At 31.7% G+C, this 17,854-nt stretch carries 7 protein-coding genes; all 7 read left to right on the top strand.

Going from position 1 to position 17,854, the window contains the following annotated elements:
• The first annotated feature begins 74 nt into the window (after positions 1-74).
• The 7 genes from FHS04_RS05720 to FHS04_RS05750 all read left to right on the top strand — a co-directional run bounded on the left by FHS04_RS05720 (position 75) and on the right by FHS04_RS05750 (position 17,843).
• Positions 75-974, top strand: coding sequence for an ABC transporter ATP-binding protein (locus FHS04_RS05720; RefSeq protein ID WP_106679672.1), 900 nt, complete (start codon positions 75-77; stop codon positions 972-974).
• A gap of 27 nt (positions 975-1,001) precedes the next feature.
• Positions 1,002-1,838 carry an ABC transporter permease gene (locus FHS04_RS05725; RefSeq protein ID WP_106679298.1) on the top strand — a complete coding sequence of 279 codons (837 nt, stop codon included), beginning with the start codon at positions 1,002-1,004 and terminating at the stop codon, positions 1,836-1,838.
• 70 nt (positions 1,839-1,908) lie between these two features.
• Positions 1,909-5,232, top strand: a complete 3,324-nt coding sequence (locus tag FHS04_RS05730; RefSeq protein ID WP_106679296.1) for a T9SS type B sorting domain-containing protein — start codon at positions 1,909-1,911, stop codon at positions 5,230-5,232.
• Positions 5,233-5,265: 33 nt separating this feature from the next.
• Positions 5,266-7,107 (top strand): T9SS type B sorting domain-containing protein, encoded by a 1,842-nt coding sequence (locus FHS04_RS05735; RefSeq protein ID WP_106679294.1) that lies wholly within the window; start codon positions 5,266-5,268, stop codon positions 7,105-7,107.
• A 104-nt stretch (positions 7,108-7,211) separates the two neighbouring features.
• Entirely contained in the window at positions 7,212-12,050 is a 4,839-nt protein-coding gene (locus FHS04_RS05740) for a T9SS type B sorting domain-containing protein (RefSeq protein ID WP_106679292.1), read from the top strand.
• 60 nt (positions 12,051-12,110) lie between these two features.
• Complete coding sequence (locus tag FHS04_RS05745) at positions 12,111-14,438, top strand: T9SS type B sorting domain-containing protein (protein WP_106679289.1); 2,328 nt, start codon at positions 12,111-12,113, stop codon at positions 14,436-14,438.
• 66 nt (positions 14,439-14,504) lie between these two features.
• Complete coding sequence (locus FHS04_RS05750) at positions 14,505-17,843, top strand: T9SS type B sorting domain-containing protein (RefSeq protein ID WP_106679287.1); 3,339 nt, start codon at positions 14,505-14,507, stop codon at positions 17,841-17,843.
• Positions 17,844-17,854: the final 11 nt, after the last annotated feature.

Below are 17,854 nucleotides of genomic sequence, written 5' to 3' on the forward strand. Positions count from 1 at the left end.
TGACAAATTTTATAAATTGTAACAAAACCAAGCTACAATCGTCTTACTTATATCAATCAAAAACCAAAAATATTTTGAGCACAATTTTAACCATCTCAAACCTTACAAAAAAGTACGGATATTTAACCGCAGTTAACAATCTTTCTTTCACTATTGAAAAAGGAAATGTTTACGGAATTTTAGGACCTAACGGAAGTGGTAAATCTACTACTTTAGGCATTACACTTAATGTTGTAAATAAAACTTCAGGAACTTTTCAATGGTTTAACGGAGATTTATCTACACACGAAGCATTAAAAAAAGTTGGAGCTATTATAGAGCGACCAAATTTTTATCCTTATATGTCTGCTTATAAAAACCTTAAACTAGTTTGTAAAATTAAAGACATTGCTGAAGAAAAAATAGACGAAAAACTAGAACTTGTTGGACTTATTGAAAGAAAACATAGTAAGTTTAAAACATTTTCTTTAGGGATGAAACAACGTCTTGCTATAGCTAGTGCGCTGCTTAATGATCCTGAAATTTTAATCTTAGACGAGCCTACAAATGGGCTTGATCCACAAGGAATACATCAAATTAGATCATTAATAAAAGAGATTGCAAGTAAAGGTACAACTATACTTTTAGCATCTCATTTATTAGACGAAGTTGAAAAAGTTTGTACTCACGTTGTCGTTTTAAGAAAAGGCGAAAAACTATATGAAGGTCCTGTAGACCAAATGATTACTAGCAATGGTTTTTTTGAATTAAAAGCTGAAAACACTAACAATTTAATTAACTTTTTAAACACCAATCCAAACATTAAAGATGTAAAAGTTAATGGCGATCTAATAACTGCGTTTTTAGATCAACCTATGTTATCTAGTACTTTAAACAAACTGTGTTTTGATAATGGCATCAACCTATCTCATTTAGTTTTACGTAAAGAAAGTTTAGAAGAACAATTTTTACAACTTACAGACCAATTATCTTAAACAAACCCAACCAAAAAACAGACAATAATGTTACGACTTTTAAATATAGAATTAATCAAACTTTGGAATAACCGATCAAGTAAGGTGCTTATTTTAGCATACTTTATATTATTAACATCAATAGCATTAATAGCTTCAATCAAATTTGATATTGGACCTGTTAAGTTTCATTTAGCAGAACAAGGAATTTTTGACTTTCCTTACATTTGGCATTTTAATACTTATGTTGCTGCATCGTTAAAATTTTTCTTAGCAATTGTTATTGTGTCTATGATGGCTAACGAGTATAGTAACAAGACCATTAAGCAAAACTTAATAGATGGTTTAAGCAAAAAAGAGTTTATTGCCTCTAAGTTTGTAACCGTAAGTGTTTTTGCTCTAGTATCAACCGTTTTCGTATTTATAATTACACTAATATTAGGATTTGCATTTTCTGATATTACAGAGCTTTACCATGTGTTTTCGGACACAGAATACCTTTTAGCATTCTTTGTTAAATTAGTAGGTTTCTTTTCTTTCTGCTTGTTTTTAGGTATTTTAATAAGACGATCTGCATTTGCGTTAGGCTTTTTATTTGTGTGGTTTATTATAGAAAAAATAGCATACGGATTATTACGTTGGGAAATAGAGTTAACCGAAAACTCTTGGAGAACAATTACACAGTTTTTTCCTTTAGAAAGCATGTCTAATTTAATAGTAGAACCAGGTTCAAGACTTGGCGCAGCTAAAGAACTAGCCAAACAAGTTGGCGAAGATTTTAATTTTGATTACTCTGTACATTGGTATCAAATTGTTATTGTTTTAGCATGGACATCTTTATTTATTTACGGTTCATACAAGCTACTGCAAAAAAGAGATTTATAGGTATTTAACATTTTATATCTTTTCGTTTTTCATTTTTGTAATATCTTTACAAATCTGGCTATACTAGATTATGAAAAAGATATTACTACTAACATTTTTGCTGTTAGTGTCATTTGTTCATTCTCAAAATGAAGCTTCCAACTGGTACTTTGGTAACAATGCAGGAATAAATTTTGATCTTTCAACAAATACCGTAACAGCACTTACCGATGGACAACTAGCAACAGATGAAGGCTGTACAAGTATTTCTGATGGAAATGGTGATTTATTATTTTACACAGACGGAATAACTGTATACAATAAAAACCATCAGGTAATGACTAATGGAAATGGTTTAAAAGGAAACCCTTCTAGTACGCAATCTGCTATTATAATACCAAAACCTCAAGATGCTGATATCTATTATATTTTTACTGTAGATACAGAGTTTCAAGGAAATCCTGACGAAGGTTTTCATTATTCCGAAGTAGACATGACAGTTAATGGTGGATTAGGCACTGTTACTGCAAATAAAAATATTAATCTTTTAAACAATACTTCAGAAAAACTAAGCGCTGTCTTAAAAGACTGTCAAACAGAAAATATTTGGGTAATAACATTTGCAGATATTAATGGTGACGAGTTAAACAACTCTATATTTGCTTACGAAGTAACTGCTACAGGAGTAAATACTACACCTGTAATTTCAGACCTAAATATACTTGTTCCAGAAAGAAGAGGTTATCTTAAAATTTCTCCAGACGGGACAAAAATAGCATGTGCTAATATTGCTTCCGGCTTATATCTTTTTGATTTTGACACCAATAGTGGTCAAGCTTCTAATGCTCAACAAATAAATATTAATTTAAATCCAAATGGAAAAACGCAAAGACCTTACGGTGTAGAATTTTCTCCAAATAGTCAAATCTTATATGTTTCAACCTATTTTGAAACTCCTCAAGATGACTTTAATAATGCTAATGCACAATATGGAGCCTTACTTCAATACGATTTAAGCGCTAATAACATAAGTGATTCTCAAGAAGTATTGGACCAAAGAATTATGTATAGAAGTGCATTACAACTTGGACCTGATGGTAAAATTTATAGATCATTAAGTGCTACTTATAATCAAGGCACGCCTTTTTTAAGTACAATAAATTCTCCTAACAGCTTAGGGCAAGCAGCAGATTATCAACACCAATCTGTAGATCTAAATGGACTAGTTTCTAGACAAGGCTTACCACCATTTATCGCATCCTTTTTTGTTGAAAAAATTGATATTATCCCAACCGACAATACTAATACTGTAGATTTACCATTATGCACTGGAGACGACTACACACTTATTGCAGAAGATATTCCTGGTGCAACATATACTTGGACTCAAGATGGTAATGCGATAGCAACACCAGCAATTCCTAATGAATTATTAGTGACACAAAACGGAAATTACGAAGTTATAATAGACTTAAATAATGGTGATTGTGATACAAAAGAAGGACAAGCAATTGTAACCTATTATGATATTCCTACTGCAACAACACCAAATAACATTGTAATTTGTGATGATAATAACGACAATATTTGGGACTTTAACTTATCTTCTCTAAACACAGAAATATTAAATGGTCAAGATGCTGCAGTTTACGAAGTTAAATACTTCAAAAACCAAGCAGATGCAGATAATAACCAAAACGAAATTACCGGTAATTACCAAAACACATTACCTCAAGAAACAATTATTGCTCGCGTAGAAAACATTAATAACCCTAACTGTTATGCTACAACTAATTTTGATATTTCAGTATTTCAAACACCGGTAATAGATAGCTTAAATGACTTTGAAGTTTGTGATGATTTATCTGATGGTGATGATACAAACGGTCAAACAACTGTAGACTTATCAAGTTATAATAGTCAAGTTTACAACGGACAAAACACTACTTTATTCAATATTAGTTATCACGCTAATTTAAATGATGCAGAAAATAATTTAAGTCCATTAAACCTAAACTACTATAACAACACACCTTTTCAAGAAGAAGTATATGTAAGACTAGAAAACAGTAATAACACAGACTGCTATGCAGTTAATAGCTTCAATTTAATTATCAATCCAGTACCAGCATCTTTTGACCATACGTTATTACAATGTGACGAAGATGGTATACCTGATGGGTACACTATTTTTAATTTAGAAGAAGCAATAACTAACATAACTAACAACAATGCTAATTTAACTGTTGTTTTTTATGATACTTTAAACGATGCTAATAATGAAGTTACACCAATTACTAACCCAACATCTTATAACAACTTAAGTAACCCACAAATAGTTTATGCGGTTTCAAAAGACAGTAATACTGATTGTGTAAACATTACAGAACTAACACTAGAAGTTAGTACCACTCAAATTAATAATTATGAATTTGAAGTATGTGACGAGTTAGGCTCTGAAGATGGTCTTAACACTTTCGATTTAAATGAAATAAGCACAAACATGACATCGGCATTACCAGGAAATATTACAATTAATTTTTACGAGAACTACAATGATGCGTTAACAGAAAGTAATGCCTTACCTTCAACTTTCACCAATACTTCTGCTTATTTTCAAACTATCTACGCTCGTGCAGAAAATAATAACAATTGTTATGGTATTAGCGAAGTCGATTTAATTATTAATGAGAGACCAGATTTAGATGAAGACGAAACAGTTTTTTACTGTCTTAATTTCTTCCCAGAAACTGTTACACTAAGTGCTACTTCACCTATTAATAACAACTATTATTTTAATTGGTCAACAGGACAAAACACAAATAGCATAGAAGTAAACCAACCAGGTATTTATACCGTAACTGTAACAACGGTTGATGGTTGCGAAAAAGTAAAAACTTTTACTGTAGAAGCATCTAACATAGCTACAATTGAAAATATCGATATTTTAGACGGAAATACAACAAATAATCAAGTTAGTATTTTAACCTCTGGAGAAGGTACTTATGAATACGAATTAATCAATAGTGAAGGAGAAAGTACAGGCTTCCAAAGTGACTCTGTTTTCACTCAAGTAACACCAGGAATATATACTGTTAATATAATTGACGTAAAAAATGATTGCGGATTAATTTCTGACACATTATCTGTTATAGGTTTCCCTCAATTTTTTACACCTAATAACGATGCAATTAATGATTATTGGCAAGTTTATGGTGTATCAAGTCAATTTCAACAAAATTCTAAAATATATATTTTTGATAGGTACGGTAAATTATTAACCCAAATAGATCCTAAAAGTAAAGGTTGGGACGGTACTTATAACGGACAACCAATGCCAAGTAATGATTACTGGTTTTCTGTAACACTACAAGATGGTCGTGTTTTTAAAAGTCATTTTACTTTAAAAAGGTAGTTTTTTGTAATTTTAGAAAGTAATGTCCTAAATATGAAAAACTTTACTTTCTTATACTTAGTAATTTTACTTTGCTTTTTTAATACTTTAAAAGCTCAGGATATTACATTATTTCAGCAATTTAATGGTAGTTATGATTATACCGCTATTGGTAATACTTTAAATCCTGCAGAGAATAACCTTGACAATAGTTTTTGTACGTTGCCTACTTCTGCTTCAGCTAATTTAAACTTACCAAATAATGTTAATATAATTGCGGCTTACCTGTTCTGGTCTGGCTCTGGTAATGGAGACACTCAAGTTTCCTTAAACAATATAACTATTAATGCTCAAGACACTTATAACGTAAATTATGATGCTGGTAGTAATGGACAACTCACTTACTTTGCCTGCTATGCAGATGTGACAAATCAAATAATTAACGAAGGTAACACAATATATAACCTTTCTAATTTAGATGTCAATTCGGTCCTAATAAATACACCTGGCTTTTGTAATAATCGTACTAATTATGCAGGTTGGAGTTTATACGTTATCTACGAGGATAATAACTTACCTCTTAATCAAATTAATCTTTTTCAAGGTTTAGAAATTATAAATTCTGAAGTTCAAGAAAAAACAATTATTCTAGACAACATTGATGTTTTAGATAATGACAATGCTAAAATTGGTTTTTTAGCTTGGGAAGGTGACAATGCTTTAAACTACGGAGAAAGTCTTTCTATTAACGGAAACATTCTATCCAATCCTCCTTTAAACCTACCAGACAATGCTTTTAATGGCACAAACACTTTTGCAAATTCGACAAACTTTCATAATGCAGATTTAGATGTTTATAATATTGAAAACAACATATCTATAGGCGACACACAGGTTACCATTAAAATGACTACTGGCGGTGTGGACCAATTTGGAATTTTTAGAGCAGATTTAATTATTCTTAACAACATAATTACGGTTTTAAACAGTCAATTACCAGACGCCACAATTGCAATAAACAATTATGATGTGTTTTGTGCAAATCGGGAAATAGATATAAATTACACCGTTTATAACACTAACAGCACAGATATTTTACCTGTTAATACACCAATTTCATTCTACATAAACAATACACTAATTGGGCAAAGTACAACACAAAATGACATACCAATCAATGCTTCAGAAAATAACCAAACAACCTTAACAATACCGCCTAATTATCCCGATAATTTTATTTTAGAAATCGTAGTAGATGATAATGGATCTGGCAACGGAATTGTTACTGAAACCAATGAAAACAATAATAATACGTTTCAAAATATTCAATTAATCCCATTACCAGAGACGATATTACTAAACCCTATATCTGCTTGTAACCAAGGAAAAAAGAAAGCCAATTTTGATTTAACACAAGTGTTTAGCCAAATAAATGAAACAGAATATAACAGCTTTAGTTTTTTTGAAAGTTTAGAAGATATAAATGAAGATTACCCAATTCTTTCACCAGCAAATTACGCTTCAAACTCTACGCCTCAAACAATATATATAACTGCAGAAACAGAAGAGTGTTTTGATATTTTTCAATTTGAATTACAAACTGAAAACTGTCCACCTTTTGTTCCACAAGGGTTTTCTCCTAATGGAGACTCAAAAAACGATTTCTTCAACATACAAGGATTATATGATATATTTGAAAATCACGAGCTTTTAATATACAATCGCTATGGAAAGCTAATTTTTAAAGGCAATAATAATCTAAAGTGGCATGGTCAAACCAATCAAGGCATATTAGCTTTTAGTGATGTTGTACCAACAGGAACATATTTTTACGTATTAAAACTTCATGATCCTAAATACGATGATTTGGTTGGCTGGGTATATCTTAATAAATAGTTAATAACATTTTAACGCTAAAATTTGCATTTTATCGATTATTTAAATACGTTTGTTCGCAACATAAACATACCCCAAGTTTATTTAATTGACTGATACATAGCATGAAAGCGCATAAAACCTACAAAAATAGTCTAATATTTTGGCTAACAATAACTCATTTTCTTATTGGTTACTTATCTTTTGGACAACAAATAACTGTAAATGAAAGTTTTACCTCACAACAACTTATTGAAAATAATTTAGTACAAGGTTGTGTAGAGGTTAGCAACATAAATTCTAACTTTAATGGTCAAGTTGATGGTTTTCAAAGTTTTGGATATTTTGAAAGAGCTAACTCAAACTTTCCATTTGAAAATGGTATTGTTTTATCTACAGGACAAGTAACTTCTGCTGGAAATACAACTAACACTAGTGCCTTAAACGAAGGTAGTGATAATTGGACTACAGATCCTGATTTAGAAGCTGCACTTGGAATAAATAACACGCTAAATGCAACATCTATTGAGTTTGATTTTATTTCAACCTCTAGTACAATTTCTTTTAATTACATATTAGCATCAGAAGAATATTTTGCAGATTACCCTTGTCAATACTCCGATGGGTTTGCTTTTTTAATTAGAGAAACAGGAAGTAATAATCCGTATCAAAATATTGCATTGGTACCAGGTACATCAACACCTGTAAACACTAACACTATCCATGATGAAATAGTTGGTTTTTGCCCAGAAGAAAATAGTAATTATTTTGAAGGTTATAATATTGGAGACACTAACTTTAATGGTCGCACTACTGTAATGACAGCTTCTGCAAATATTACACCTAACGTACAATATAGCATAAAACTAATAGTAGCCGATCAAACAGACAGAAACTTTGACACTGCAGTATTTATAGAAGGAAACAGCTTTACAGACTCTGTAGATTTAGGTGAAGATATTACAACTTGTGATGCATCTATAACTTTAGATGCAAATACTAACAATCCACAAGCTACATACCAATGGTTTTTAGACGGAAATATAATTAATAACGAAACTAGTAGTACTTTAAATGTTACTACAGACGGTAATTACACTGTTGAAGTTACAGTACCTTTAAGCTCAGATTTTTGTTCTTTTCAAGATAGTATTAATGTTGTATTAAACACCGTTCAAAATGGACCAACAATTTCTGATATTGAAGTGTGTGATGATGCTTCAAATGATGGTACAGAAATATTTGATTTAACACCAAAAACTTCTGAAATCGATGCTACGCTTCCGCCTTCAACTTACGACATTACGTTTCATACCTCTCAAAATGATGCAACTAATGACCAAAACCCAACAACATCTGTAACTAGTACTACAACTGTTCAACCTATCTTCTACAATGCTCAAGATACCACGTCTGGTTGTATTTACATAGGTACTTTCAATTTAATAATTAATCCTTTTCCTATAATAATTAATCCTTCAGCCTTATTTGTTTGTTCTGATGGTGGAGGCAATGTAGATATGACTGTTAAAGATGATGAAATAACGTCTTCAAATACCAATTATGTAGTGTCTTATCATTTTTCTAATGCAGATGCTTTAACAGGAGACAATCCAATACCTCAACCTTATACACCTTCTAACCCAACCGAAACTGTTTTTGTACGTGTTGTAGATATAACTACAGGCTGTTTTACAACTACAACATTAGATATAGAGGTTAATACAAATCCGCAAATTAACCCAGAAACTATTCAATTAGATGCTTGCGAGCAAGATGGCGATGGTTTTGACACATTTGATCTTACTCAAGAAATTGATCAAATACTACAAGGGTTAACAAACGTAACTGTGACTTATCACGAGTCTCAAGAAGATGCTAATAATGGAACAAACCCAATAGCTAATCCAACAAGCTATGATAATATAGACCAAGATGTACAAACTGTTTTTGTGCGTGTGGAAGACAATACAACTGGTTGTGCTTCTGTTGTACCTATGGAGCTTCACGCATTTCTTTTAGAAACAGGCACAAATATTACCGATTTTTATGAGTGTGATGATACATCAAATGATCAAATTGTAGATTTTGATTTATATCATATTGGATTAGAAATTATTAATGATTTAGAAAACGTCACTATTGATTTTTATGAAACAGAAACTGATCAAATCAATAATACCAATGCTATTAATCAATCTGTACCATATACAATTAATGCTAGTCCTACTCTATTATACATAACCTTAAATAGTAGTAGCTGTAGTCATTTTTCAAATATTCAACTATTAATAAACGAAGGTTTTGAAGTAATTTTAACAGATACACAAACTTACTGCGATACAGATGACGACGGATTTACAAGTATAGACTTAACCTCTTTTGATGCATATTCTGGTAATGGTATACCTAATCCATCTGTAGATTACTTCTTAACACAAGCAGATGCAGATAATAATACTAATAGCTTGCCTGCATTTTATACTAACACGACAAATCCTTTAACATTATATGTACGTGTACAAAATACTATGACTGGTTGTTACGCAACGTCTTCTTTAGATATTGAAGTATTACCTGCTCCAACCATTAACCAACCTTCAGATATTATAATTTGTGATGATGATCAAGATGGCTTTTTTATAGTAGATTTAGACGCAAAAATTCCAGAAATTGTTAATACCACTACAGATAGAGCTTTTAGTTTTCATACCTCATTAACTGATGCAGAAACTAATAGCAGTCCGATTACAGATACGCAAAATTATAATGCTAATACACAAACTGTATATTGCCGTATAGAAAATACTAATACCGGTTGTTACGCTGTGCAATCTATTACTATAATAGTAAACACATTACCTATATTTACACCAATAGAAACTTATACCAATTGTGAAAATGATGGTAATCAAACCGCAGACTTTATCTTTCAAGAAAAAGATGCAGAAATTTTAAACGGTCAATCAGGAAAAGAAGTTTTATATTTTGAAACTGCTCAAAATGCTATAAACAACGTAGCTCCTATTGATAAAACTGTTGCGTATCAAAATACATCTTCGCCTCAAACTATTTTTGTTAGAGTACATAATATTACAGATCAAAGCTGTTACGATACAACTTCTTTTGATATAGAAGTAGGCGCTTACCCAATTTACAATACTCCAACAGATATATTTGTTTGTGACGACAACTCTAATGATGGGTCAGAAACTTTTAATCTAGATGATATTACTTCAGAAATCACTCAAGGTTCATTAGAAAATTTAACGGTTACTTATCATTTATCTCTAGCTGAAGCTGAAGCGCAAACTAATCCTTTACCAAATTCTTTTACAAATACAGTAAATCCTCAACAGATTTTTGCTGTTGTAGATAATGGTACTTATTGTAAAGGTATTTCTAGCTTTGAGTTTAATGTTATACAAGTTCCGTTAACAAACACACCAAATAGTTTAGAGACTTGCGATAATGATACAGACGGTTTTACAACTTTTGACTTAACCGTTTCAGAAATTGAAGTATTGCCAATTAGACAGAATAATACAGAGATTGAATATTACACAAACCTTACAGATTTAGAGCAAGGTACAAACCAGATTTCTAACCCAGAAAACTTTACAAACACAGTAAATCCGCAAACAGTGTTTATTAAAGTTGTAAATACTATTTCTAATTGTTATGCAGAAATTCCTTTAGATTTAATTGTTGAAGTACCACCTGTTATTAATCCAAATGTAACTACTCAAATTTGTGAAGAAAGTACTTTCTCTTATAATTTAAACAATACATTACCAGATTTAGTAGACACAACACAAGCTATAGAGACTGAGTTTTATTTATCTTTAAACGATGCTCAACTTCAACAAAATAATTTAGACTCAAATTACAATTACAACGTTGGTAATCAGACAATTTTTGTAAGAGCTAATTTTACTGGAAGTAACTGTTTTAACATAGAGTCTTTTACACTACGCGTAAACCCTTTACCTACAGCAAATAATATTCAAGATTTAGAAACTTGTGATGATGATTACGACTTGTTTGCTAATTTTGATCTAGGCGAGCAAACTCCGGTTGTATTGGGTAATCAAAACTCTTCAAACTTTACGGTAAACTATTATACATCTCAATTAGATGCTAATAATAATGAAAACGCCTTAACAGATTTAAATGTATTTAGTGAAGATGGAACAACATATTTTATCCGTATAGAAAACAACACTACAGGCTGCTATAACACAACAAGTTTTAATACAATTGTACATAGAAAACCAGAATTAGATATTGAAGACCAAGTACTTTGCTTAGATAATTTACCTTTGTTAGTTTCTGCTGAAACCAACGCACCAACAGACAGCTATTTATGGTCTAACGGAAGTACAAATTCTTATATAGAAATTAATCAAACTGGAACATATTCTGTAACTGTTACAACACAATTTGGTTGTTCTACTTCTACAAGTTTTTCTGTTTCTCAATCTGAAGCTGCTACTATTGACTTTACAGAAACTATAGATTTTTCAGACCCAAACAATGTTACTGTAGAAGTTTCAGGGATTGGTGATTATTTATATCAATTTGATGATGAAGATCCACAAGAATCTAATTTCTTTAACAACGTACCAATTGGTCCTCATACAATAACTGTAATAGATTTAAACGGATGTAATTCGACTTCAAAAGACATAGTAATTATTGATGTACCTAAATTTGTAACACCAAATAATGATGGCTATTTTGATACTTGGCATATTACAGGTGTAGAGCAGTTAGAAGGAACAATAGTACATATCTTTGATCGTTACGGTAAACTTTTAAAAACACTAAGTCATACCTCTCAAGGTTGGGACGGAACTTATAACGGAAATCTACTACCTGCAACAGATTATTGGTATGTTGCTAATGTTAAAAAAGGCGCTATAGAATTTGAAATTAAAGGACATTTCACTTTAAAGCTTTAACATTTTTATAGTCCTAATAATTAGATTTGTTACGTACATTTGCATGCCAGTTTAAAATGTATGAGACAAGCATTTATTTTATTTATTTTACTAAGTATAAATTTAGCTGTATCACAAAATGTAACTACAGATTGGACATCTTACACACCACAACAATTAATTGAGGATGTTTTAATAGGTAATGCGTGTATATCTAATGTTCAAGTCACTAATGTTGTTGGTGGTAATTTTAACACAAACGATTTAAGTTACGGTTATTTTAATGCAAACGGATCTTCATTTCCATTTCAAGAAGGTGTTGTTTTAAGTACAGGTAAACTCTCTAACGTAAACGGACCAAACACTTCACTAAGCGATGATAATGCTAGTAATTGGCAAGGAGACACAGATTTAGAACAAATTTTAAATGAAAACAATACAATTAATGCTACCATTATAGAGTTTGAATTTACTGCACCTGCAAACCAAATAAGCTTTAGATATTTATTTGCATCAGAAGAATATCAAGAAGGTAATCCCAACACCTGTCAATATTCAGATTTATTTGGATTTTTAATTAGGCAAAGTGGAACACAACAGTACGAAAACATCGCTTTAGTACCGGAAACCAATACTCCGGTAAAGGTAACGACTGTTCATCCAGGAATACCTGGTGCTTGTCAAGAAGAAAACCAAGCTTACTTTGGTAGTTGGAATAACAGTAATGCACCAATAAATTTTAATGGTCAAACAGCTGTACTTACTGCTATTGCAAATACAACTCCTAATGTTACTTATGAGGTTAAATTAGTTATCGCAGACGAGCAAAATTTCCGTTATGATTCAGCAGTATTTTTGGAAGCAAGTAGTTTTGAATTATACACAGACTTAGGTCCTAATCTATTGCAAGACACTAATAATGCATTATGCGAAAATGACACCACAACATTAGACGCCTCACAACCAAACGCAACAACTTACACATGGTTTAAAGATAATGTTTTACAGCCCGAAATTACTTCTGATTTTTTAGTAGATTCTCCAGGAACTTACAGTGTAGAAGTTACTTTAAATAATGGATGTATTTCTTATGGTGAAGTTGTTATTGAAGAGTTTCAACAACCTATTGTTCAAAACACATCATTAACAAATTGCGATATTGATCAAGATGGATATACCACATTTAACCTAAACTATGCAGAGCAGACTATTATAAACAATGATAGCAATTTATTTGTAGTAGATTATTTTACTGATTTTAATGATGCGCAACAACAAATTAATCCAATACAAACACCTGATAGTTTTAATAACACACAAATAAATCAAACTGTATTTGCACTGGTTAGCTCTACTCAATCTAATTGTTCTAGCATAGCAGAAGTTAACTTAAGTATTTCAAATAATACATTACCAAGTTTTTCTTTAGACGCTTGCGATGAAGGTGAATTAGACGGTTTTACAACCTTTGATTTAACCCAAGTACAATCTCAAATTGCTAATGCTGTTCCTGCAAATTCAACAATAACATTCTATCAAAATTTAGATAACGCTTTCGCGGAAACAAACCCTTTACCTTTAAGCTTTGAAAATACCGAAGTTAATTTTCAAACTATATATGCTAAAGTTACTAGTAATGGTAATGAATGTTTTGCAGTTACTAATGTAGATTTATCTGTGTTATACACACCACAAATAGAAGCAGATCAATCTTTAGATTACTGCTTAAATAGTTACCCTGAAACTATCACGCTTTATGGTGGTGTTTTAAATGACTCGCCAAGCAATTATTATTACCAATGGTTATTAAATGGTGTTGACACTGGAGTTAACACAAGTTTTATTGATATTAATGAAATTGGTACCTATACCGTAATTATTACAGATCCTAACGGTTGCTCAAACTCAAGAAATATAATTGTAAATCCAATTGAAGCACCAATAATAGAAAGTATAGATTACACCGACTTTTCTAATAACAATACAGTAACTATTAATTTAGAAAATACTGGTCAATTTAGTTACGCAATAGACGGTCAACCTTATCAAGATAGTAATACTTTTACTAATGTTTCAGCTGGTTTACATACTGTTTATGTTACAGAAATTAACGGTTGTCAAACTGTAGAGCAAACAATAGCAATAATTGGTTTTCCTAAATACTTTACACCAAATAATGATACAATACATGATTTTTGGAAACCATACGGAATGACAGATGGTTACAACACTAATCTTGATGTTAAAATTTTTGATCGCTACGGTAAACTTATACATATTATTAACCCAAACACAAAAGGCTGGGACGGAACTTACAGAGGAAGGTTAATGCCAGCAAATGACTATTGGTTTTTACTTACAGATACCAATGGTAGAACATATAGAAGTCATTTTGCTTTAAAAAGATAAACAACTAACTTTTACTTAACACAAATAAGATAAAATATTGTTTTATTTGCCGTCCAATTTATACAAATGAAACATATTTATTTTTTATTAGCATTAATAGTTCTTTCTAGTAATACGCTTTTAGCTACAAGTTGTCCAGACCCAATAATTAATACAATTAACCCTAGTTCTGGTCCCGCAAACACGTTAATTACTATAAATGGCAGCAATTTTTCTACAACATCTCAAATTACTATTGATGGCATTTCTGCGACTTATAACATTATTGACAATACTCATATAGAAGTTTTTATTCCTACAGGAACTAATGGTTTATCAGATTTAATAATAAATACTTCTGGTGGTTGTTCTACAACAGCAGCAACGCAAATAAATGTATTAGATTCTTCTTGTAATACTAGCGAAATTTATATTTCAGAAATATATGACTCAGAACCTGGAAGTTATGGAGTTATAGAACTTTACAACCCTTCCAACACTACTGTAACTTTAGATGGCATTTATGATATAGAACGCTACGGAGATATTGGTAATGCTACACCTTCTATAACTGTTCCTTTAGTTAACACCATTGGGCCACAACAAACTTATATCTTGCAAATGGGTAGCAATGGAAATACCTGTTCGGTTTCTGCAGACGAAAGTGTTGGTTCTGGTTTTAACGATAATGATGAATTTAAATTACTTAAAAACGGTGTTGTTATAGATGCTGTTGAAGCTTTAAACGAAAGAGGCTATAGTTTTATAAGAAACCCTAACGCTATTGCTCCTATTAGTATTTTTAACGCATCAGACTGGTCTATCTCAGGAACAGAAGATTGTAGTGATTTAGATAGCCACACAACTAATTTTAATAATAGCAACCCAACGATAACTCATCCAAACTCTCAAACAATTTGTGATAATTCAAATATAAGTTTTACAACAAATGTAGACACAGGTTCGTATACTTACCAATGGTTTACTTTAAATTCTGTTGGTGTTTGGGTTCCATTAAATAACGACTCTATTTTTTCTGGAGTTAACACTAATACTTTATCGATTACAAATGCACCAACTGCTTTAGATAACAGTCAATATTACTGTCAAATGGTTTCTACAGATTGCAATTTATACAGTAATACCGCTCAACTTTATATTTTAAATCCACAAGTTGATACTCTTTCAGACCAAACCGTTTGCCAAGATTATACCTTACCTACTCTAACTAACGGTAATTATTTTACTGGTTCCAACGGTAGCGGAACCATGCTAAACGCTGGCGATGTTATTGCTACATCACAAACTATCTATATTTATAATGAAATTGGTACTTCGCCAAATACTTGTAGTAACGAGTCTAGCTTTACGGTAACAGTTTCAGGCAATCCAAATGTTGATACAATCTCAGACCAAACCGTTTGTCAAGATTATACATTACCAACATTAACTAACGGTAATTATTTTTCTGGTGCCAATGGTAGCGGAACGATGCTAAACGCTGGCGATGTTATTGCTACATCGCAAACTATCTATATTTATAATGAAATTGGTACTGCGCCAAATACTTGTAGCAATGAGTCTAGCTTTACGGTAACAGTTTCTGGGAATCCACCAGTTGATACTATCTCAGACCAAACCGTTTGTCAAGATTATACCTTACCTACTCTAACTAACGGTAATTATTTTTCTGGTGCCAATGGTAGCGGAACGATGTTAAACGCTGGAGATATTATTTCTACATCACAAACTATCTATATTTATAATGAAATTGGTACTGCTCCAAATACTTGTAGTAACGAGTCTAGCTTTACGGTAACAATTTCTGGTAATCCACCTGTTGATACAATCTCAGACCAAACCGTTTGTCAAGATTATACTTTACCTACTTTAACTAACGGTAATTATTTTTCTGGTGCCAATGGTAGCGGAACCATGTTAAACTCTGGCGATATCATTTCTACATCGCAAACTATCTATATTTATAATGAAATTGGTACTGCGCCAAATACTTGTAGTAACGAGTCTAGCTTTACTGTAACAGTTTCTGGTAATCCACCAGTTGATACTCTTTCAGATCAAACCGTTTGCCAAGATTATACCTTACCTACTTTAACTAACGGTAATTATTTTTCTGGTGCCAATGGTAGCGGAACCATGCTAAACGCTGGTGATGTCATTTCTACATCACAAACTATCTATATTTATAATGAAATTGGTACTGCGCCAAATACTTGTAGCAATGAGTCTAGCTTTACGGTAACAATTTCTGGTAATCCACAAGTTGATACTCTTTCAGACCAAACCGTTTGCCAAGATTATACCTTACCTACTCTAACTAACGGTAATTATTTTTCTGGTGCCAATGGTAGCGGAACGATGCTAAACGCTGGCGATATCATTTCTACATCGCAAACTATCTATATTTATAATGAAATTGGTACTGCGCCAAATACTTGTAGCAACGAGTCTAGCTTTACGGTAACAATATCCGGTAATCCGCCTGTTGATACAATCTCAGATCAAACCGTTTGTCAAGATTATACTTTACCTACTTTAACTAACGGTAATTATTTTTCTGGTGCCAATGGTAGCGGAACGATGCTAAACGCTGGCGATGTTATTTCTACATCACAAACTATCTATATTTATAATGAAATTGGTACTGCGCCAAATACCTGTAGCAACGAGTCTAGCTTTACTGTAACAATATCTGGTAATCCATCAGTAGATACGATTGCTGACCAAACCGTTTGTCAAGATTATACTTTACCAACATTAACTAACGGTAATTATTTTTCTGGTGCTAACGGTAGCGGAACCATGCTAAACGCTGGAGATGTTATTTCTACATCACAAACTATCTATATTTATAATGAAATTGGTACTGCGCCAAATACTTGTAGCAACGAGTCTAGCTTTACGGTAACAGTTTTAAATATTGATTTCACTTTAGATCAAAACAACATAACAATTATTGAAGATACTATAACAGTTTCTATGTCAGACAATACTATATTTTATGAGTATTCTTTAGACAATACAACTTATCAAAACAGTAATATTTTTTCAAACTTATCAAACGGAACTTACACATTATTTGTAAGAGATATTAATGGCTGTGTAGTTAGACAGTTAAATTTTGATATAAATGTTTCTGTTGTAAATGAGCTTTTCATCCCTAAGTATTTCACTCCAAACGGAGATGCTTACAATCAAGTTTGGCAAATTATAGATCCTAATCAAATCATAAAAGAAATTTACATTTTTGATAGGTATGGAAAATTATTAAAACAAGTTTCTACTGTTCATTTAAGTTGGAATGGTATGTATAACGGAAACGTTTTACCTACTAACGATTATTGGTATCTTATTAACTTAAAATCTGGAGAACAGCTTAAAGGTCACTTCACCTTAAAACGTTAACTTTTATAAAA

The sequence above is a fragment of the Mesoflavibacter zeaxanthinifaciens subsp. sabulilitoris genome (assembly GCF_014191595.1).
In the GTDB taxonomy this organism is placed as follows: domain Bacteria; phylum Bacteroidota; class Bacteroidia; order Flavobacteriales; family Flavobacteriaceae; genus Mesoflavibacter; species Mesoflavibacter zeaxanthinifaciens.